Genomic DNA, 17693 nt, shown 5'->3' on the forward strand with positions numbered 1-17693 from the left:
GCCCGTCCGCCGGTCAGGCGGGGTCGGTGAAGGAGGCGGGGCGCTTCTCGAAGTAGGCCCGGACGGCCTCGGCCTGGTTGGGCGAGCCGCGGAGCTCGGCGAGGGCGCGGGACTCCTCGAGGAACTGGCCGGCGAGGTCGCCGCCGTCCCCGGCGCGGTTGAGCAGCCGCTTCGCGGCGCGGATCGCGTCGGGGCTGCTGCCGGCGATCTGGCGGGCCAGGTCCAGCGCGGCGGCGCGCGGGTCGTCGGCGGTACGGGTGGCGAGGCCGAGGCGGACGGCCTCGTCGCCGCCGACCATCCGCCCGGTGAACGTCAGCTCCTTGGCGACGTCCTCACCGACCAGCCGCAGCAGCGCGGCGGTGCCGGTCATGTCGGGCACGAGGCCCCAGCGGATCTCCAGCACCGACAGCTTCGCGTCCGGCGCGACGATCCGGATGTCGGCGCCGAGCGCGATCTGCAGGCCGCCGCCGAGCGCGTGCCCGTGCACGGCGGCGATCACGGGCTGCGGCAGCTCGCGCCAGCCGTGCACGGCCTGCTGCCCGAGGTTGGTGATGCGGCCCGGCTCGCGCTCCATGACGTCGGACATGAGGCGGCGGAGCCGGTCGCCGCCGGACGCGGCGGTCGCGTCGCCCGCCATCGCGGCGAAGTTGGCGAAGTCGAGGCCGGCGCAGAACGCGCGCCCCTCCCCCGACAGCACGACGGCCCGGACGGACGCCTCGGCGGCGAGCGCGCCGGCGGTCTCGGCGAGGGCCTCGAAGGTGGCCATGTCGAGGGCGTTGAGCTTGTCGGGGCGGTTGAGGCGGACGTCGGCGACGCCGTCCTGGACGGTCAGCGAGATCCGGTCGGTCATGGGGACGGTTCCTCTCCGTAGAGGCCGCGCCGCCACAGCGCGGCCAGGGTGGCGACGGCCTCGTCGTCGGTGATGGAGGCGCCCGGGCCGTCGCCGCCCTGGGCGAGCCAGACGAAGCAGAAGTGCTCGAACATGGCGCCGATGGCGGAGGCGGCGAGGGCGGGGTCGAGCCCGGCGGCGTGGCCGGTGTCCTGGGCCTGGCGGACGGTCCGCTCGATGATGCGGACGCCGACCATGCGGCTGGCGCGCCACCGTTCGGCGAACTCCTCGTCGACCATGGCGAGCTGGAACACGCCCACGAGGACGCCGAGGTGCTCCTTGTAGGCGTCCCAGTAGGCGCGGGCGGCGTTCTCGAAGAACGCGGCGCTGCCGTCGGGCGCGCCGGGCGAGTGCAGCAGCACCTCGTGGGAGAAGCCGTCGGCGAGCGCGGCGAGCAGCTGCTCCTTGTTGTCGAAGTAGCGGTAGAACGCGGCGGTCGACTTGCCCGCGGCGGCGGCGATGTCGTGCACGGTGGTGCGCAGGAAGCCGCGCTCGGCGATGAGCCGGCGGGCGGCGTCCTCGAACGCGGCGCGGGTGGCGCGGCCCTTGGCGCTCGGCGGTTCCGGCGGCGCGACGGTGCCGGACGCGGGGGCCGGGTCGGTGGTGGTCGTCTCAGGTGACATAACGCGGTTCATCATCCCAGTAGGGCTCGCGGACGAGGCGGCGCAGCACCTTCCCGGACGGGTTGCGGGGCAGTTCGGCGGCGAAGTCGACCGTCGTCGGGCACTTGTAGTGGGCGAGGTGCTCGCGGGCGTGCGCGATGACCTGCTCGGACGTCGCGGTGCCGACGACGACGGCCTTGACGGTCTCGCCCCATTTCGGGTGCGGGACGCCGATGACGCAGACGTCGTCGACGCCTGGGCAGGACGCGAGGACGTTCTCGACCTCGGCGGCGTAGACGTTCTCGCCGCCGCTGACGATCATGTCCTTGATCCGGTCGGTGAGGTGCAGGAACCCGTCGGCGTCGAGGAACCCGGCGTCGCCGGTGCGCAGCCAGCCTCCCGGCGCGTACAGCTCGGCGGTCGCGGCGGGCGCGCGCCAGTAGCCGGGGGTGGTCTGGTCGGCGCGCACCCAGACCTCGCCGGTCTCGCCGGGCGCACGCTCTCGGTCGCCGCCGGGTTCGACGACGCGGACCTCGATGCCGCCGAAGGGGCGGCCGGCGGTGCGCAGCCGGGTCCCCGCCCGGTGCTCGGCCTCGTCGAGGCGGGTGACGGGCCCGGTCGTCTCGGTCATCCCGTACACCTGGACGAACCCGGCGTCCGGGAACGCGGCCATCGCGCGGCGCAGCACGGGCTCGGCGATGGGCGACGCGCCGTAGACGATGGTGCGCAGGTCGGGCAGGTCGGTGAGGGACGGGTCGTCGAGCAGCATCCGCAGCACGGCGGGGACGAGCAGGGCGGCCGTCACGCGGTGCCGGCGCAGCGCGTCGAGCACGGCGGGCGGGTCGGCCTGGGCGAGCAGGACGAGGTGGGCGCCCTGGTAGGCGGGCACCCAGAGCCAGCCCGCGCCGGCGGCGTGGAAGACGGGCGCGCAGTTGAGCAGCACGGCGTCCGCGCCCGCGTACGGGTAGACGCCGGGGCGGGCGAGGTGGTTGAGGACGGCCCGGTTGGTGGTCGTCACGCCCTTGGGGGTGCCGGTCGTCCCGGAGGTGTAGCAGAGCATGGCCAGGTCGTCGGGGTCGGGAACCGGATCGGGTGCTGCGCCGGCGGGGCCGGGCGGCGGCCAGCCGTCCGCGGGGACGACCGGCCCGGCGAACCCGGCGGCGCGTGCGGCGGCCCCGGCCGCGTCGGCCTGGTCGGACGCGGCGACGAGGACGGCCGGTTCGGCGTCGGCGAGGATCGCGGCGAGCCCGGCGGGCGGCAGCCGCCAGTTGAGCGCGAGCGAGGCGGCGCGCAGCCGGGACGCGCCGTACATGAGGGCGGCGAAGGCGATGCCGTTGGGGCCGAGGTAGGCGACGCGGTCGCCCGGGCGGACGCCGTGCCCGCGCAGGTCGGCCGCGGCGCGGTCGGCGAGGTCGTCGAGGTCGGCGTAGGTACGGGTGCGCCCGTCGGTGGTGATGGCCGGGGCGTGCGGCCGGGCGGCGGCCTGGGCGCGGAGCCGGGTCGCGAACGAGTAGCTCTCCACGGACGTGAACGTAACGCCGCGTTCACCTCTTGCCAAGGCCCTAATTGTGACGTTACGTTCACGAATATCGGCGGTCGCGGCCGGCGCCGGCAGGGCGCCCGCGACCGGTCCGCCGGAGACGCACCGCGGGAGGCACGCGTGAAGACCGGAGCCGAGTACCGGGAGTCCCTGCGCGACGGGCGCAGGCTGTTCCTCAACGGCCGGAAGGTGAGCGACCTGGAGGACGAGCCGCTGCTGGCGGCCGGGGTGGCGGAGGTCGCGGCCGGCTACGACCGCTACCACCGGCCCGGCGACGCGGTCGGCCCCTACTTCGCGTTCCCGACCACCGCCGAGGACCTGCGCGCCCAGCTGCACGAGCTGCTGACCTGGGACATGACGACCGTGACGACCGCGCAGGGCCTGCAGGCGCTGCTGACGGCGGCGGCGCGGATGCGCGCCGACCACCCCGAGTACGCCGCGCGGATCGAGGCGTACTACGACTGGTGCAAGCGCGAGGACGTGCGCGGCGTCCAGGCCATCACCGATGCCAAGGGCCACCGCCGCCTCTCCCCCTCGCAGCAGGACGACCCCGACCTGTACACGCGCATCGTCGAGCGGCGCCCCGACGGCGTGGTGATCCGCGGCGCGAAGATGCACATCACCGCGGCGGCCACCTCGCACGAGCTGGTGGTGATGCCGACCAAGCGGATGAAGCCCGGCGAGGAGGACTGGGCGGTCGCCTGCGCCGTCCCGGCCAACGCGCCCGGCGTGTCGATCATCAACACGACGTACGCGCCGCGCGGCGCCGCGTCCGGCGAGGACGCCGGGTACTGGCCGCACTCCAGCCACCACAACATGCCCGAGGGCTTCCTGGTGTTCGACGACGTGTTCGTCCCGAACGAGCGGGTGTTCCTGGCGGGCGAGGTCGGGCACTCGGCGACGTTCGCGCACGCGCTCGGCCTGTGGGAGCGGCTCGGCGGCACCGCGCACCTGGCCGAGATCGGCGACATCCTGACCGGGTTCGCGCAGCTCATCGCGGAGGCCAACGGGCTGGACCGGGTGTCGCACATCCGGGAGAAGATCAGCGAGATGATCATGTACGCGACGCTGGTCCGGGCCGGGCTGGAGGCGGCGATCTCCAACGCGGAGAAGAGCCCCGAGGGCTGGATGTTCCCGAGCGAGCTGTACACCAACGCCGCCAAGCACTTCGGCGCCGCCGAGTTCAGCCGGATGGTCCGCCACCTGCACGACATCGGCGGCGGCGCGATCCTCACCGCGCCGAGCCCCGACGACCTGGCGAGCCCGGAGACGGGCCCCTATGTCCGCAAGTACATGCGCACGATGGAGGGCGTGGACGCCGAGTACCGCAGCCGGCTGTTCCACGCGATCCGCGACTACACCGCCGACACGTTCGGCGGCTGGCAGCACGTGACGATGCTGCAGTCCGGTGGCGGGCTGTACGCGCAGCGGATGGTGTCGAGCAAGCACTACGACATGGCCGCCGCCAAGCGGATGGCCCTGGACATCGCGGGGCTGGAGTGACGGAGTCGCCGGACGGGTTCGAGAAGCGCGCGCGGGCGTTCCTCGACGCGCATCTGCCGCCGCGTCCCGCGCCCGCGCCGTCCGACCGGGTCGCGCTGCTGGAGGAGATCGTCCCGGAGCGCGAGGCGGAGACGCTGCGGGCCGCCAAGCGCTGGCAGGGACTGCTGTACGACGCGGGCTTCGCCGAGCTGGAGGGCAACCGGGCGGAGGCGTTCGCCGCGCTGCTCGCCGGCTACGACGCGCCCGACCTGCAACCGCTGCTGGTCGGCCTGCACATCGTCGCGCCCGCGATCCGCGCGCACGGCTCCGACGAGCTGAAGCGCCGCTACCTGCGGCCGCTGCTGCGCGGCGAGACGACCGCCTGCCAGCTGTTCTCCGAGCCGGACGCGGGCTCCGACCTCGCCTCGGTGCGGACGCGGGCCGTCCGCGACGGCGACTCCTGGGTCGTCACCGGGCAGAAGGTGTGGAGCTCGGGCGCGCACCACGCCGACCTCGGCGAGGCGCTCGTCCGGACGGACCCGGACGCGCCCAAGCACCGGGGCCTGACGCTGTTCCTCGTGGACATGCACGCGCCGGGCGTCGAGGTCCGGCCGCTGCGGCAGATGACCGGCGGCGCGTCGTTCAACGAGGTGTTCCTCAGCGAGGTGCGGGTGCCGGACGCCGACCGCATCGGCCCGCTCCACGGCGGCTGGAAGGCGGCCATCACCAGCCTGTCCAGCGAGCGGGCCGCGCTCGGGGGCGCGGTCGACGCCGTCCCGCCCGACCTGGTGGAACGACTCGCCGGGCAGGCGCGCCGCCGGGGCGCGCTGACCCCGGCGGCGCGCGGCCGGCTCGGCCGGCTGGACGCCGCGCTGACCGCCGCCGCGCAGGTCAACCGGAGCGCCGGCCTCGACCCGGCGGCCGCCGCGTCCATCTCCAAGCTGCTGGTGAACCGGGCGCTCGCGCTGGCCGTGGAGACCGCCTCGGCGGTGCTCGGCCCGTCGCTGGCCGCCGACCTCGGCGACGGCGGCCACGCCTGGTCGGAGTTCCTGCTCGGCGCGCCCGCGCTGCGGATCGCGGGCGGCACCGACGAGATCCAGCGCACGATCCTGGCCGAACGCCACCTGGGACTGCCGAGGGACCCGCGATGACCGACGCCTCCCCGACCGGCACCGCTTTCGACACCGCCGAGCAGGACGAGGTGCGCGCCGAGCTGCGCGGCCTCGTGCGGGCCTTCTGCGCCGACCATCTGCCGATGCCGCGGGTCCGCCGTGTCGTCGAGACGGACGGGACGGACGCCGGCTACGACCCGGCGCTGTGGCGGCGGTTCGCCGGGCTCGGCCTGGCCGGGCTCGCCGTCCCCGAGGAGTACGGCGGCGCGGGGCAGTCGCTCGCCGAGGCCGCCGTCGTCGCGGAGGAACTGGGCCGCGCGCTCGCGCCGCTCCCCTGGCTGTCCACGTTCCTCGCCGCGTCCGTGCTGCTCACCGCGGACGACGAGGCGCGGGCGGAACTCCTGCCGGGCATCGTGGCGGGCGAGCGGATGGCGACGCTCGCGCAGGGCGGCGGCGTGCGCGCCGAGGGCGGGCGGCTGTCGGGGACCACCGGCCCCGCGCCCGACGCCGCGTCCGCCGACCTCCTGCTGGTCGTCGCGGACGGCGCGCTGTACGTCCCCGAGACCGCCGAGCGCAGGCCGCTGGCCTCGATCGACGGTACGCGGCGGATCGCCGCGCTCGCCTTCGACGGCACCCCGGCGCGGCGGATCGGCGGCGCGCCGGACCCGGCACCGGGCATGACCGCCCTGGCCGCGGAGATGGCCGGGGGCGCGCGGGCGGCGCTGGACATGGCCGTCGCGTACGCCAAGGTCCGCGAGCAGTTCAGCCGTCCCATCGGCGCGAACCAGGCGATCAAGCACCTGTGCGCGGAGCTGCTTGTGGACGTCGAGGCCGCGGCGGCGCTCGCGGCGTGGGCGGCGCGCGAGCCGTCGCCGCGTACTGCGGCGATGGCGCTGGCCTACTGCGGTGACGCCTTCGTGCACGTCGCGACGGAATGCATCCAGATCCACGGTGGCATCGGCTTCACCTGGGAGCACGACGCCCACCTCTACTTCAAGCGCGCCCACGCGTCCCGGTTCCTTCTCGCCGCTCCCGACGACCTCTACGCCGCGCTGATCCCCTGACCGGCGCCCGCTCGGAGTGACATCGAGCACTCGTATGAGACAATGATGTCTCATATGAGGTAGCATGGTCTCATGTCGTTCGATCGTGATGCCGTCCTGGCCAGCGCGGCGGAGCTGCTGTCGCGCAAGGCGACCGCCACCCAGGACGAGATCGCGCAGGCCGCCGGGATCAGCCGCGCCACCCTGCACCGCCACTTCGCGGGCCGCGAGAAGCTCGTCCGCGCACTGGAGGACCTGGGTCTGCGCCGCTTGGAGGCGGTCCTGGACGAGGCCCGCCTCGACGACGGCACCGCGACCGACGCGCTGGTGCGGCTGGTCGAGGCCAGCCGCCCGGTCGCGGCGTTCCTCGCCTTCCTCGCGACCGAGAACCAGCTGTTCGAGGGCGAGGGGGTCAACGCGGGCTGGGAGCGGCTCGACGCCCGCATCACCGCGCTGTTCCGGCGCGGCCAGGAGGCCGGCGAGTTCCGCATCGACCTGCCCCCCGCCTGGCTCACCGAGGCGCTGTACGGGCTGATCGGATCCGCCGCCTGGACGATCCAGTCCGGCAAGACCGCGCCCCGCGACTACACCGCGATGATCACCGGGCTGCTGCTGGGCGGCGTCGAACGCCGCGCCCCGCGCCCCTGATCGCCCATCACTCACCCCTCATCACGCCCCATCAATCACGCACCACCTGTAAGGACAGTGGGACCATGACCACCGCGACGCCGCCCGCCCTCGTGCGGCACGACCGGACCCCGGGCCGCTGGGCCGCCCTCGGCGTGCTCGTCCTCGCCGTACTGCTCGTCGCCGTCGACGCGACCGTGCTGGGGCTCGCCACCCCGTTCATCAGCGAGGACCTCAAGCCGTCCGGCGCCCAGCTGCTGTGGATCGGCGACGTCTACTCGTTCGTCATCGCCGGGCTGCTGGTCTCCATGGGCGGCCTCGGCGACCGGATCGGCCGCAAGCGGCTGCTGCTCGGGGGCGCCGCCGCGTTCGGCGCGGTGTCGGTGCTCAACGCCTACGCCACCAGCCCGGAGCTGCTCATCGCGGCCCGCGCCCTGATGGGCGTGGCGGGCGCGACGCTGATGCCGTCGACGCTGGCGCTGATCCGCAACATCTTCACCGATGCCCGGGAACGCTCCATGGCCATCGGCATCTGGGCCTCCAGCGTCTCGGCGGGCGCCGCCGTCGGCCCGCTGGTCGGCGGCCTGCTGCTGGAGCACTTCTGGTGGGGCTCGGTCTTCCTGATCAACCTGCCGGTGATGGCGGTGCTGGTCGTGGCCGGCGCGCGGCTGCTGCCCGAGTCGAAGAACCCGTCGCCGGGGCCGTTCGACCTGCCGAGCGCCGCGCTGTCCCTCGTCGGCATGATCGGGACGGTCTACGCGATCAAGGAGGCCGCCGCGCACGGGGTCTCCGCGCGGGTCGGCGCGGCCGCCGTCCTCGGCGTCGCCGCGCTCGTCTGGTTCGTCCGGCGGCAGCGGACCCTCGACTCGCCGCTGATCGACGTCCGGCTGTTCCGCAACCGCGGCTTCTCCACGGCCGTCGCCGCCGACCTGCTCGCGGTGCTCGGCCTGGCGGGGCTGGTGTTCTTCCTGTCCCAGTTCTTCCAGCTCGTCCAGGGCCGTTCGCCGCTCGAGGCGGGCCTGGCGGAGCTGCCCGCCACGATCGGCTCCATCGTCACCGGCCTGCTGGCGGCGCTGGCCGTCCGGCGCACGTCGGTCCGCACCGTCGTCGCGGGCGGGCTCGCGGCCATGGGCCTGGCCCTGGCGCTGCTCGCCGGGCTGCACGCCGGCACCGGCTACTCGCTGCTGTTCGCCGCTCTGCTGCTCGCCGGCGCGGGCGCCGGGTTCGCCTTCGCGACGACCTCCGACATGATCGTCTCGCTGGTGCCGAAGGAGCAGGCCGGCGCCGCGTCCGCGGTCTCCGAGACCGCCTACGAGCTCGGCGCCGCGCTCGGCATCGCGCTGCTCGGCTCGATCACCACCGGCGTCTACCGGGGCTTCGCGACGCCGCACGGCGTCCCCTCCGGCGCGGCCGCGGCGGCGCACGACTCGATCGGCGGCGCCGCCCAGGCGGCCGCGGCGCTCGGCGGACCCGAGGGCCACGCGCTGCTGGCGGCCGCCCGCGACGCCTTCGCCGAGGGCCTGCGGTTCACCGCGGGCATCGGCGCCGCCGTCCTGCTGGCCACCGCCATCGCCGCCTGGGTCCTGCTCAAGGGCCAGCGCTCCGGCACGGCCGCCGACTGAGCGCGGCCCCGCCGGGACGGGACGGGCGGCCCTCGCCGCCCGCCCCGCCGCGCGCTCAGCGTTGAGCGGGGTTGTAGCCGAGGCCGCGGAGCTGGTCCGCGCTGAGCCTCGACACGTTGTGGTCGTGGTCGGTGGACGCGTACTGGTGGATCGTCCACTCCTTCCACGGGGACGGGGCGGTCACCCGTCCCGGCGCCTTCCCGTAGTGCGCCACCCACAGCGGATAGCCGCCGAGGCCCTTGCCGTGCTCCTGCGCGAACGACCACGAGCTGTAGAAGAACGGCTTCACACCGGTCTTCTGCTGGACGTGGTCGAGCCAGCGCTTCGCCCAGTCGTTGACCTGCTGGTCCGAGCGGCCGTCGGTCGACTCCAGGTCGAGCATGAGCAGGTCGCCGGGCTGCAGGCCGGCCGCGTTCACCACCGACAGGAAGTGGTCGGCCTCCCGCACCGGGTCGTTCTTCGGGTGCCCGTAGTGGTAGGCGCCGCGGACCAGGCCGCTCTGGCGGATCTTCGCCCAGTTGGCGGCGAAGGTCTCGTCGTCGTGCCCGGTGCCCTCGGTCGCCTTGGCGATGCCGAACGCCATGCGCCCGCCGCCCCAGTCGACGCCCCGGTCGTAGGTGGACACGTCCACCCCCTGCGGGAGGGGCTTCGGCGGCTCGGCGGCGTTGGACGGGGCGGCCAGGTGGAACATGGCCCCGCCGGCGATCGCCGAGGTCACCAGCAGCTTCGCGAGGCGCTTCATCGGTCCTCCCCCGTGGCCTTGGGCCGCCGGTGCCTGAGGAAGACCAGCAGCGAGAGCGTCAGGAACAGGACCGCGGTGAGGGCGCCCCACAGCTCGACGGACGGGCCGTCCTCGGGCGCCGGCCGGGTGTAGGCCATCGCCGCGGTCTGCGTGCCTGCGGTCCCGGAGTGGTCGGCGGCCTGCTGCGCCTTCGCGGCGGCCGGCTTGCGGCCGATCGGGACCTTCTCGGGATGCCCGTAGCCGACGACGTTGTCCTGGTCGCGGACCTTGCGCTTGACGAACTGCCCGTCGACGTTGCCCTCGATCGTGTGGATCCGCGAGCCGTCGACCGAGGTGACGATCCCGACGTGGTCGATGCCGTCGATGCTCTTGCCGCCGGACCAGTCGTAGAAGACCAGCGAACCGGGCGTCGGCTTGTGGTCGAACGCCTTGTGGTTCTTGAAGAACGTCGCGTGCGAGGGCGTGTAGGCGAACTTCCCGACCTGCTTGGCGACGCCCGCCTTGGTCGCGCCCCAGACGAGGAACATGTCGCACCAGGCCGCGTTCGAGAAGTCGTAGGAATGGTCGATGTTCTTGGAGTACCAGTCCCCGAACTTGGTGTAGCCGCCTCCCTTCTCGGTGTACCCGAGCTCCGTCTCGAGGGTTTTGATCATTTCTTGGATGCCCGTGTCCAAGGGCCTTCCACCTCTCCTTATCCGCCTGCCGGGTTAGCTGACGGGTTCGGGCCAGGAGACGGCCCTACCGCTGGCGACCAGCGGATTCACCCCAACGAACCTGGGTCCCCGGCTCCCCCTCGCGGGAGATTCGGCGTCCGGCCGAATTTCGGCCGATGCAGCGGAGACTAAGCACCGGATAAGGGCATGACCAAATTTCCAGAGCAAATAAATTATGCATAAAACGGCACCTTGTGAAGCGGATTCCCCGGCGCCGCCGCGCTTTCCGGGCGCGCGTTTCCATGCACCGGCACCCCCGGGTCAACCGATCGATGGATGCGCGGCGTCGCCCGGACGGCACGCGCCATTCCGACGATCACCGGATGGCGCCGCGGCCCCCGGCGGCGATCGTGGACCTCGGACACGACCGGAACCGAGCACGAGGAGGACGTCCGGTGAACGACACGATCGGCACGGCGATCCGCCTGCGGCGCCGCGCGCTGGGCATCACGCAGGCCGGGCTGGCCCGGCTCGCCGGCCTCGACCAGCCCGCGGTCTCCCGGCTGGAGTCCGGGTCCCGCCTGCCGCCGCTGCCGGTGCTGGAGCGCGTCGCGCACGTCCTCGGGCTCCGCGTCACGATCGCCCTGGAGCCGGCCACGGCACCGCAGGGCCCGCCCCGGAGCCCGGGGCGCCCCTGAGAAGGGTCAGCCCGGCAGCCGGATGAGGCGCCGCTCGACGGCCGCGGTCACCGCGGCCGTCCGCGTGTCGACCCCGAGCTTGCCGAAGATGTGCACCAGGTGGGTCTTCACGGTCGCCTCGCTGATGAACAGCCGGCGCGCGATCCGCTGGTTGGACAGGCCCGTGGCCAGCAGCTCCAGGATCTCGATCTCGCGCGGGCTGAGCGCCGGGGCCGGCTCGCGGACCCGGTTCATCAGCCGCGTCGCGACCCGCGGCGACAGCGCCGTCTCGCCCTGCGCCGCCGTCCGGATGCCGCGGAACAGCTCGTCCGGCGGACCGGCCTTCAGCAGGTACCCGTCTGCGCCGACGTCGATCGCGCGGGCGATGTCGGCGTCGGAGTCGTAGGTGGTCAGCACCAGCACGCGCGGCGGGTCCGGCAGCGCGAGGATCCGCCGGGTGGCCTCCACCCCGTCGATGCCCTCGCCGAGCTGCAGGTCCATGAGGACGAGGTCGGTGGGGACGAGCCCGGCCTGCCGGACCGCCTCCTCACCGTCCGCCGCCTCCGCGACGACCTCGATGTCCGGCTCGCCGCCCAGCAGGGCGCGCAGCCCGGCCCGGACCACGGGGTGGTCGTCGACGATCGTCACCCGCACCGCGCTCATCCGGTCCTCCCCTCCCCGTGCGGCAGCCCATCCTGCCGTGTTCCGTCCCGCGGCGCCTCGGGTGCCGGGCCGCGCCGCGGGACCGCGGCGGCGACGACGGTGCCCGCGCCCGGTGCGCTCTCCACCGTGAGGACGCCGCCGACCCCGGCGATCCGGTCCCGCATCGCCGGGAGCCCGTAGCCGCGCCCCGGCGCGGACGCCGTGCGCGACGGGTCGAAGCCCGATCCGTCGTCGGCGACGTCCAGCGAGACCGCGTCGCCGAGGTAGGTCAGCGTGACCATCACCGTGGACGCGTGCGCGTGGTCGCGGGCGTTCGCGACGGCGCCCTGCGCGACGCGGAGCAGCGCCGTCTGCGCCTCCACGTCCAAGGGATGTTCTTCCCCTTCCATGCGGAACCGCACCCTCGGGCCCGCCGCCCGCGACTCCGCGCCGACCAGGTCGGCGAGCGCGCGCGGCAGCGACCCGGCGCTCAGCCCGGGCGGCGCCAGCGCGCGCACGAAATGGCGCGCCTCCTCCAGGTTCGCCGCCGCGACCCCGGCCGCGTCGCGCAGATGCCGGTGCGCGTCGTCCGGCGCGGTGTCCCACTGCCGGTCGGCGGCCTGGAGCAGGATCCCCATGCTGGTCAGCCCCTGCGCGAGGGTGTCGTGGATCTCCCGGGACAGCCGCTCGCGCTCCTCCAGCACCCCCGCCGAGCGCTGCGTGGCCGCCAGCTCGCCGCGGGTGCGGACCAGCTCGTCGATGAGCCGCTGCAGCTCCAGGAAGATCACCGCGGCCATCGCGGCGACCGCGACCGGCGCGAGCACCAGGCTCGGGTCCAGCCGGTCCGCGAGGTAGATCTCCGCGAAGATCACCGCACCGGTGAGCACGACGACCGTGACGATCGCGGCGCGCGGCGACAGCAGCCGCAGCGCGAGGAAGAACAGCGGGATCGCGCACCAGGCGAAGCTCGGCGCCGCGATGACCAGCACCAGCCAGAACAGCATCACGACCGCCAGCCAGGCGAGCCGTCCCCGGCGCCCGAACGCCTCCCAGCCCGCGACGCCCGCCGCGTACGCCACGGCCGTCACGCCGCACATCACCAGCCACACCGTGGTCATGCCGCCCAGCCCGTGCCTGACCACCAGCCGGGACGCCGACGCCGCGAGCAGCAGGAAGAACCCCGCGTGCATCGCGAGGTGTATCCGGTGCTCGCTCCCCGTCACCTCTGCTCCCTCCCCGCGCGGGCCGCCGCGCAAGCCTTCCCCGAGCAGCCTCACCCGCCCGGCGGCCGGCGGCATCGTCCGATCGGTTGATCCGGCCGTGCACCGATCCGATCCGCGTGATCAACCGGGTCCGCGATGGGCCGGCGCCCGTTCCCGGCGAGGCTCGAAGACAACGGATCGACCACCAGCACCAGAAGGAGCACCATCATGCGCAAGCAGCAGAACACCGAGGCCGCGCCGGAGTCCGGGAAGCGGCGGATCCGCGTCCGCACGCTCGCGGGGGCGGCCGCCGGGGTCGCCATCGTCGCCGGCGCCGTCGCCGTGTCCGCCGCCGGGGCGTCCGCGTCCACCGCCGCGCCGGTGAAGGCGCCCGCGAAGGCGCCGCAGGCCGTCCAGGACGTCCGGACCCTCAACACCGACGCCGCCATGCGGATCGCGACCGCCGTGCAGAAGGAGGCCGCCAAGCAGAAGCAGCGCGTCGCGGTCGCGATCGTCGACCGGTCCGGCGACGTGCGCCTGGTCGTCAAGGGCGACGGCGCCGGCCCGCAGACCGTCGAGTCGGCGAAGCGCAAGGCGTTCACCGCCGTCTCGTTCGGGCAGCCGACCTCGAAGCTGACCCAGAACGCGACCGGGAACGGGCCGAGCGTCCGCGACATCCCCGGCACGCTGTTCCTCGCGGGCGGCGTCCCGGTCGCCTCCGCCGGCTCCCCGATCGCCGGGATCGGCGTCGGCGGCGCGCCGCAGGGCAGCATCGACGAGAGCATCGCGCAGGCCGGCCTCAGCGCCGTGCAGGGGCAGCTCGGCTGACGGTTCCGGCCGATCCGGCGGGACGGTGCGCGGAGCCGGGACGGCTCCGCGCCCGCCCGGGCGGGCCGAACGGACGAAGGAGACGAAGATGAGCGACCAGGACCTACTGCGCGCCGCGCGGAGCGGTGACGCCGCCGCCGCGCACGCCGCGCTGCGGAACGGCGCGGACGCCGACGCGCGCGACGAGCACGGGCGCACCGCGCTGCAGCTCGCCGCCGAACGCGACCATGTGGCGGTCGCCGACGTCCTCGTCGACGCGGGCGCCGACCCCGACCTGCAGGACCGCAAGAGCGACAGCGCCTTCCTCGTCACCGGCGTGACCGGGAGCGTCGCGATGCTCCGGGCGCTGCTGCGGGCCGGCCCCGACCTGACGCTGACCAACCGGTACGGGGGCGTCGCGCTGATCCCGGCGTGCGAGCGCGGCCACGTGGACTACGTCCGCGAAGTGCTCACGACCGGGATCGACGTGGACCACGTCAACCGGCTCGGCTGGACGGCCCTGCTGGAGGCGGTCGTCCTCGGCGACGGGACGGCTCCCTACCAGAAGATCGTGACGCTGCTGATCGACGCGGGCGCGGACGTGAACCTGCCCGACGGCGACGGTGTCACGCCGCTGCGGCACGCCCTCGACCGCGGCTCGGTGGAGATCGCCGAGCTGCTGCGCGCGGCGGGCGCGCACGTCTGACCTGTGCCGCCGGGCGCCGCGCCGGGGCGTCCGGCCGTCCGTGAGATGCTGCGTCCGTGGCGACGACCGGTCCGGCCGAACCGACTCCGCGCCGCCGGCGCGGCCGTCCCGGCCACGACCAGGCGGCGATCCTGCGCGCCGCGGTGGAGCTGTTCAACCGCAAAGGCTACGACGCCACCAGCATGGGCGACCTCGCCAGGGAGCTCGGCCTCACCAAGCCCGCCATCTACCACCACGTCGCGGGCAAGGAGCAGCTGCTCGGCCAGGCCCTCGACGACGCCCTCGACGAACTCACCGCCGCCGTGGCGGAGGCGTCCCGCGAGCAGGAGGGGACGACCGCCTACGGGCGGCTGCGCGCGGTGGTGCGGCGCAGCGTGGAGGTCCTCGTCGCGCACCAGCCGACCGTCACGCTGCTCCTGCGCGTCAGGGGCAACAGCGAGGTGGAGCTGACCGCGCTGGAGCGGCGCCGGTGGATCGACGACCGCCTGGCCGAGCTGGTCGCGGACGCCGCCGCCGAAGGCTCCCTGCGCGCCGACGTGCCGCCCGCGCTGGTCAGCAGGCTGCTGTTCGGCATGGTGAACTCGCTCGTCGAGTGGTACCGCCCGGACGGCGCCTACGACACCGCGACGGTCGCCGACGCCATCACCGCCATCGCCTTCGACGGCCTCGCCCGCCACGAGACCCGCCCCGCTCCAGACGCCCGTCAATGACTCTGTGGGGGGTGGGGAACAACACCCCCCACCCCGGCAAAGGCGGCCTGACCGCCGCCCTCCACTCCGCTGGCGCTCCGCTCCGGGCGTCGGTCAGGCGTCGTAGTCGACCGTCACGGCGTCGCCGGTCGGGAACGACTGGCAGGTCAGGACGAATCCGGCGTCGACCTCGGACGGTTCGAGGGCGTAGTTGCGGCGCATGTCCGCCTCGCCCTCCCGGACGCGGGCGCGGCACGTCCCGCAGACGCCGCCCTTGCAGGCGAACGGCAGGTCGGCGCGGGTGCGCTGGGCGCCCTCCAAGACGGTCGTCTCGCGGGACACCCGGGACGTCGTGCGCAGGCCGTCCAGGACGACGGTCAGCTCGGTCGTCGCGCCGGTCACGGTGTCGTCGTCCCGCCGTGGCTGCGGCGGCGGCGCGTCGACGTAGAACAGTTCGACGTGCACCTGCGCGGGGACGGCGAGGTCGGCGAGGACGGACCGCGCGTCCTCGACCATCTGCAGGGGCCCGCAGAGCCAGACGTGGTCGAAGACCTCGGCGGGGACCAGGCCGGTGAGCAGGCGGGTGAGGCGGTCGCGGTCGAGGCGGCCGGAGAACAGCTCGGCGTCGCGCGGCTCGCGCGACAGCACGTGGACCAGCTGGAGCCGCGGCCCGTACCGGTTCTTCAGGTCGCCGAGCTCCTCGGTGAACATCACGGTGCGGCTCGTCCGGTTGCCGTACAGCAGCGTCACCTGCGCGCCGGGGTGGGCGAGCACCGTGGAGGCGACCGACAGCATCGGGGTGATGCCCGAGCCCGCGGCGACGCACAGGTGCCGTTCGCCCAGCGCAGGGTCGGCCTGCCAGGAGCCGGTGGGGGTCTGCACCTCGATGCGCGTGCCCGGTGCGACCTCGTTCACCAGCCAGGACGAGAACAGCCCGCCGGGGATCTCCCGGACGCCGATCCGCGGCGCCTCGCCGGCGGGCGCGCAGATCGAGTAGGAGCGGCGCTCCTCCCGGCCGTCGACGAAGCGGCGCAGGGTGAGGGACTGGCCCGCGCGGAAGGCGTACGCCTCGCGCAGCTCGGCGGGGACGGCGAAGGTGATCGCGGCGGCGTCCTCGCAGAGGCGGTCGACCGCCGCGACGGTCAGCGCGTGGAAGGCGCCGGCCCTGCGGGCGGGCGCGGCCGCGGGCGCGAGGGTGGTCATGTCAGATCTCCTTGACGTGCTCGAACGGCTCGAGGCAGTCGGTGCAGCGGTACAGGGCCTTGCAGGCGGTGGCGCCGAACTCCGAGATCGGCCGGGTGGCCGCGGAACCGCAGCGAGGGCAGGCGGGGGCGCGGCGGGTCGGCCCGAGGGTGAGCCCGAGCGGCCCGGTCGGGCGCCGGACCGGCCCCGGCGGTGACAGGCCGGCCGCCCGCAGCGCGGCCCGGCCGTGCTCGGAGATCCAGTCGCTCGACCACGGCGGGTCCAGCACGACGCGGACCCGCACGCGCGCGAAGCCCGCGTCGTTCAGCCGGTGGACGAGGTCGTCGCGCATCGTCGCGAGGGCCGGGCAGCCGGTGTAGGTCGGGGTGATCGAGGCGACGAGGGCCTCGCCGCCGTCGGGGTCGCGCTCGACGTCGACGCCGCGCAGGACGCCGAGGTCGGCGAGGGTGAGCATCGGCATCTCGGGGTCGCGGACCCGCCCGGCCGCCGCGAGGGCGCGCTCGCGGACGCTCACCAGCGGCCGCCCGGGTGTGCGCGCGCGACGACCTGCATCTCGGCGAGCATCCGGCTGAGCGCCTCGGTGTGCATGCCGTCGCGTCCCGTCCGCCCGCCGATGCCGGCGAGGGGGGCGCGGTCGGGCCGGTCGACGCCGCTGACGGCCAGCACCTGGTCGAGGACGGCGTCGACCTCGCCGCGGACGGACGCGGGGTCGACGCCGACACCGGCCTCGGCGAGGGACGTTTCGAGGGGGTGCGCGGTGACCATCTCGGACTGGAGCGGCCACAGCGCGTCCAAGGCCGCGAGGAGCCTGCGGCGCGACTCCTCGGTGCCCTGCGCCAGGGTGAGGAACCAGCGCCCCGCCCAGTCGCGGTGGTAGGTGACCTCCTTGGCGCCCTTGGCGGCCACCGCCGCCAGCACCCCGTCGGTGCTCGCGCGGAGCCGTTCCAGCAGCGCGAGCCGGGCCACCGAGAACAGCAGCAGGCGGACGACGACGTGCGCGAAGTCGCCGTTCGGCACCTCGGCGAGGCGGACGTTGCGGAACTCCCCCGCCTCGCGGAAGAACGCGAGCGCGTCCTCGCCGGGCACCGGGGAGCCCTCCGGCAGGGCCGGGACGGCGCCGGGGTCGGCGGCGGCCGCCCGCGTCAGCAGCAGCCGCGCCTGCCCGAGCAGGTCGAGGGCGGTGTTCGCCAGCGCGATGTCCTCTTCGAGGTCGGGGGCGCGGCTGCACCACTCCGAGAGGCGCTGCGACATGACCAGCGCGTCGTCGCCGAGCATCAGGCAGTACGCGGCGAGGTCGGCGCCGGCGACACCGTCCGGCACGGTGGTGTCGACGCCGGCGAGGGGGTCCTCGAAGCCGGTGCCGAACGCCCACTGCGAGGAGTCGCCGCCGCCCGCCAGGCCGTCGAACACGCCGCCGAGGTCGCTGTTCAGAAGGTCGTCGCTCATGGTGGTCCG

General features: G+C 74.6%; 19 protein-coding genes and 1 riboswitch. Of the genes, 9 read left to right on the plus strand and 10 right to left on the minus strand.

Annotated features, from left to right (window positions below; translation table 11 throughout):
- Nucleotides 1-13 precede the first annotated feature (13 nt).
- Genes J4709_RS08700 through J4709_RS08710 form a run of 3 tightly spaced genes read right to left on the minus strand, consistent with a single transcriptional unit; the run spans nucleotide 14 to nucleotide 3013 of the window.
- On the minus strand, nucleotides 14-850 hold the full coding sequence (locus tag J4709_RS08700) for a crotonase/enoyl-CoA hydratase family protein (RefSeq protein WP_208238919.1): 837 nt from the start codon (nucleotides 848-850) through the stop codon (nucleotides 14-16).
- On the minus strand, nucleotides 847-1512 hold the full coding sequence (locus J4709_RS08705) for a TetR/AcrR family transcriptional regulator (RefSeq protein WP_208238922.1): 666 nt from the start codon (nucleotides 1510-1512) through the stop codon (nucleotides 847-849). The genes J4709_RS08700 and J4709_RS08705 overlap by 4 nt, the downstream gene beginning before the upstream one ends.
- Nucleotides 1502-3013 carry a class I adenylate-forming enzyme family protein gene (locus tag J4709_RS08710; protein WP_208238924.1) on the minus strand — a complete coding sequence of 504 codons (1512 nt, stop codon included), beginning with the start codon at nucleotides 3011-3013 and terminating at the stop codon, nucleotides 1502-1504. The genes J4709_RS08705 and J4709_RS08710 overlap by 11 nt, the downstream gene beginning before the upstream one ends.
- 138 nt (nucleotides 3014-3151) lie before the next feature.
- On the opposite strand from J4709_RS08710, the gene J4709_RS08715 reads away from it, so the two are divergent.
- The 5 genes from J4709_RS08715 (at nucleotide 3152) to J4709_RS08735 (ending at nucleotide 8917) form a co-directional block, all read left to right on the plus strand.
- Nucleotides 3152-4534, plus strand: a complete 1383-nt coding sequence (locus J4709_RS08715; protein ID WP_208238926.1) for a 4-hydroxyphenylacetate 3-hydroxylase N-terminal domain-containing protein — start codon at nucleotides 3152-3154, stop codon at nucleotides 4532-4534.
- Nucleotides 4531-5664 (plus strand): acyl-CoA dehydrogenase family protein, encoded by a 1134-nt coding sequence (locus J4709_RS55460; protein ID WP_208238927.1) that lies wholly within the window; start codon nucleotides 4531-4533, stop codon nucleotides 5662-5664. The genes J4709_RS08715 and J4709_RS55460 overlap by 4 nt, the downstream gene beginning before the upstream one ends.
- Entirely contained in the window at nucleotides 5661-6689 is a 1029-nt protein-coding gene (locus J4709_RS08725; RefSeq protein ID WP_208238933.1) for an acyl-CoA dehydrogenase family protein, read from the plus strand. The genes J4709_RS55460 and J4709_RS08725 overlap by 4 nt, the downstream gene beginning before the upstream one ends.
- Nucleotides 6690-6761: 72 nt before the next feature.
- The gene (locus tag J4709_RS08730; RefSeq protein WP_208238934.1) at nucleotides 6762-7316 is read left to right on the plus strand and encodes a TetR/AcrR family transcriptional regulator; all 555 of its coding nucleotides are present in this window, start codon (nucleotides 6762-6764) and stop codon (nucleotides 7314-7316) included.
- Nucleotides 7317-7381: 65 nt separating this feature from the next.
- Complete coding sequence (locus J4709_RS08735; protein ID WP_208238936.1) at nucleotides 7382-8917, plus strand: MFS transporter; 1536 nt, start codon at nucleotides 7382-7384, stop codon at nucleotides 8915-8917.
- Between the two features lie 55 nt (nucleotides 8918-8972).
- On the opposite strand, the gene J4709_RS08740 is transcribed toward J4709_RS08735, so the two are convergent.
- The gene (locus J4709_RS08740; protein ID WP_208238938.1) at nucleotides 8973-9659 is read right to left on the minus strand and encodes a glycoside hydrolase family 25 protein; all 687 of its coding nucleotides are present in this window, start codon (nucleotides 9657-9659) and stop codon (nucleotides 8973-8975) included.
- On the minus strand, nucleotides 9656-10312 hold the full coding sequence (locus J4709_RS08745; RefSeq protein WP_208238940.1) for a CHAP domain-containing protein: 657 nt from the start codon (nucleotides 10310-10312) through the stop codon (nucleotides 9656-9658). The genes J4709_RS08740 and J4709_RS08745 overlap by 4 nt, the downstream gene beginning before the upstream one ends.
- A gap of 27 nt (nucleotides 10313-10339) precedes the next feature.
- A riboswitch (cyclic di-AMP (ydaO/yuaA leader) is annotated at nucleotides 10340-10479 on the minus strand.
- A 288-nt stretch (nucleotides 10480-10767) separates the two neighbouring features.
- Here J4709_RS08745 and J4709_RS08750 point away from each other — a divergent pair.
- The gene (locus J4709_RS08750; RefSeq protein WP_208238942.1) at nucleotides 10768-11010 is read left to right on the plus strand and encodes a helix-turn-helix transcriptional regulator; all 243 of its coding nucleotides are present in this window, start codon (nucleotides 10768-10770) and stop codon (nucleotides 11008-11010) included.
- Nucleotides 11011-11016: 6 nt separating this feature from the next.
- Here J4709_RS08750 and J4709_RS08755 read toward each other — a convergent pair whose 3' ends face one another.
- Both J4709_RS08755 and J4709_RS08760 read right to left on the minus strand, forming a co-directional pair.
- On the minus strand, nucleotides 11017-11652 hold the full coding sequence (locus J4709_RS08755; protein ID WP_208238944.1) for a response regulator: 636 nt from the start codon (nucleotides 11650-11652) through the stop codon (nucleotides 11017-11019).
- On the minus strand, nucleotides 11649-12854 hold the full coding sequence (locus tag J4709_RS08760) for a sensor histidine kinase (protein ID WP_307801086.1): 1206 nt from the start codon (nucleotides 12852-12854) through the stop codon (nucleotides 11649-11651). The genes J4709_RS08755 and J4709_RS08760 overlap by 4 nt, the downstream gene beginning before the upstream one ends.
- A 207-nt stretch (nucleotides 12855-13061) precedes the next feature.
- Here J4709_RS08760 and J4709_RS08765 point away from each other — a divergent pair, with 207 nt between their 5' ends.
- The 3 genes from J4709_RS08765 (at nucleotide 13062) to J4709_RS08775 (ending at nucleotide 15056) form a co-directional block, all read left to right on the plus strand.
- The gene (locus J4709_RS08765) at nucleotides 13062-13661 is read left to right on the plus strand and encodes a GlcG/HbpS family heme-binding protein (protein WP_208238948.1); all 600 of its coding nucleotides are present in this window, start codon (nucleotides 13062-13064) and stop codon (nucleotides 13659-13661) included.
- An 88-nt stretch (nucleotides 13662-13749) separates the two neighbouring features.
- A complete protein-coding gene (locus J4709_RS08770; RefSeq protein ID WP_208238950.1) occupies nucleotides 13750-14346 on the plus strand; it encodes an ankyrin repeat domain-containing protein in 597 nt (198 codons plus the stop codon).
- Between the two features lie 56 nt (nucleotides 14347-14402).
- The gene (locus tag J4709_RS08775) at nucleotides 14403-15056 is read left to right on the plus strand and encodes a TetR/AcrR family transcriptional regulator (protein ID WP_307801088.1); all 654 of its coding nucleotides are present in this window, start codon (nucleotides 14403-14405) and stop codon (nucleotides 15054-15056) included.
- Between the two features lie 93 nt (nucleotides 15057-15149).
- Here the strand turns inward: J4709_RS08775 and paaE are convergent, their stop codons facing one another.
- Genes paaE through paaC form a run of 3 tightly spaced genes read right to left on the minus strand, consistent with a single transcriptional unit; the run spans nucleotide 15150 to nucleotide 17684 of the window.
- Entirely contained in the window at nucleotides 15150-16238 is a 1089-nt protein-coding gene (paaE, locus tag J4709_RS08780; protein ID WP_208238952.1) for a 1,2-phenylacetyl-CoA epoxidase subunit PaaE, read from the minus strand.
- Between the two features lies 1 nt (nucleotide 16239).
- The gene (paaD, locus tag J4709_RS08785) at nucleotides 16240-16752 is read right to left on the minus strand and encodes a 1,2-phenylacetyl-CoA epoxidase subunit PaaD (RefSeq protein WP_307801089.1); all 513 of its coding nucleotides are present in this window, start codon (nucleotides 16750-16752) and stop codon (nucleotides 16240-16242) included.
- Nucleotides 16749-17684: a 1,2-phenylacetyl-CoA epoxidase subunit PaaC gene (gene paaC, locus J4709_RS08790; RefSeq protein WP_208238955.1), complete on the minus strand. Its 936-nt coding sequence runs from the start codon at nucleotides 17682-17684 to the stop codon at nucleotides 16749-16751. The genes paaD and paaC overlap by 4 nt, the downstream gene beginning before the upstream one ends.
- Between the last annotated feature and the right edge of the window lie 9 nt (nucleotides 17685-17693).

Source organism: Actinomadura violacea (assembly GCF_017573465.1).
In the GTDB taxonomy this organism is placed as follows: Bacteria; Actinomycetota; Actinomycetes; order Streptosporangiales; family Streptosporangiaceae; genus Spirillospora; species Spirillospora violacea.

Coding starts and splice junctions, on each gene's coding strand:
- J4709_RS08755 (WP_208238944.1), bottom strand. CDS start 11,652: ATGAGCGCGGTGCGGGTGACGATCGTCGACGACCACCCCGTGGTCCGG.
- J4709_RS08740 (WP_208238938.1), bottom strand. CDS start 9,659: ATGAAGCGCCTCGCGAAGCTGCTGGTGACCTCGGCGATCGCCGGCGGG.
- paaC (WP_208238955.1), bottom strand. CDS start 17,684: ATGAGCGACGACCTTCTGAACAGCGACCTCGGCGGCGTGTTCGACGGC.
- J4709_RS08765 (WP_208238948.1), top strand. CDS start 13,062: ATGCGCAAGCAGCAGAACACCGAGGCCGCGCCGGAGTCCGGGAAGCGG.
- J4709_RS08725 (WP_208238933.1), top strand. CDS start 5,661: ATGACCGACGCCTCCCCGACCGGCACCGCTTTCGACACCGCCGAGCAG.
- J4709_RS08770 (WP_208238950.1), top strand. CDS start 13,750: ATGAGCGACCAGGACCTACTGCGCGCCGCGCGGAGCGGTGACGCCGCC.
- J4709_RS08700 (WP_208238919.1), bottom strand. CDS start 850: ATGACCGACCGGATCTCGCTGACCGTCCAGGACGGCGTCGCCGACGTC.
- paaE (WP_208238952.1), bottom strand. CDS start 16,238: ATGACCACCCTCGCGCCCGCGGCCGCGCCCGCCCGCAGGGCCGGCGCC.
- J4709_RS08705 (WP_208238922.1), bottom strand. CDS start 1,512: ATGTCACCTGAGACGACCACCACCGACCCGGCCCCCGCGTCCGGCACC.
- J4709_RS08735 (WP_208238936.1), top strand. CDS start 7,382: ATGACCACCGCGACGCCGCCCGCCCTCGTGCGGCACGACCGGACCCCG.
- J4709_RS08745 (WP_208238940.1), bottom strand. CDS start 10,312: ATGATCAAAACCCTCGAGACGGAGCTCGGGTACACCGAGAAGGGAGGC.
- J4709_RS08730 (WP_208238934.1), top strand. CDS start 6,762: ATGTCGTTCGATCGTGATGCCGTCCTGGCCAGCGCGGCGGAGCTGCTG.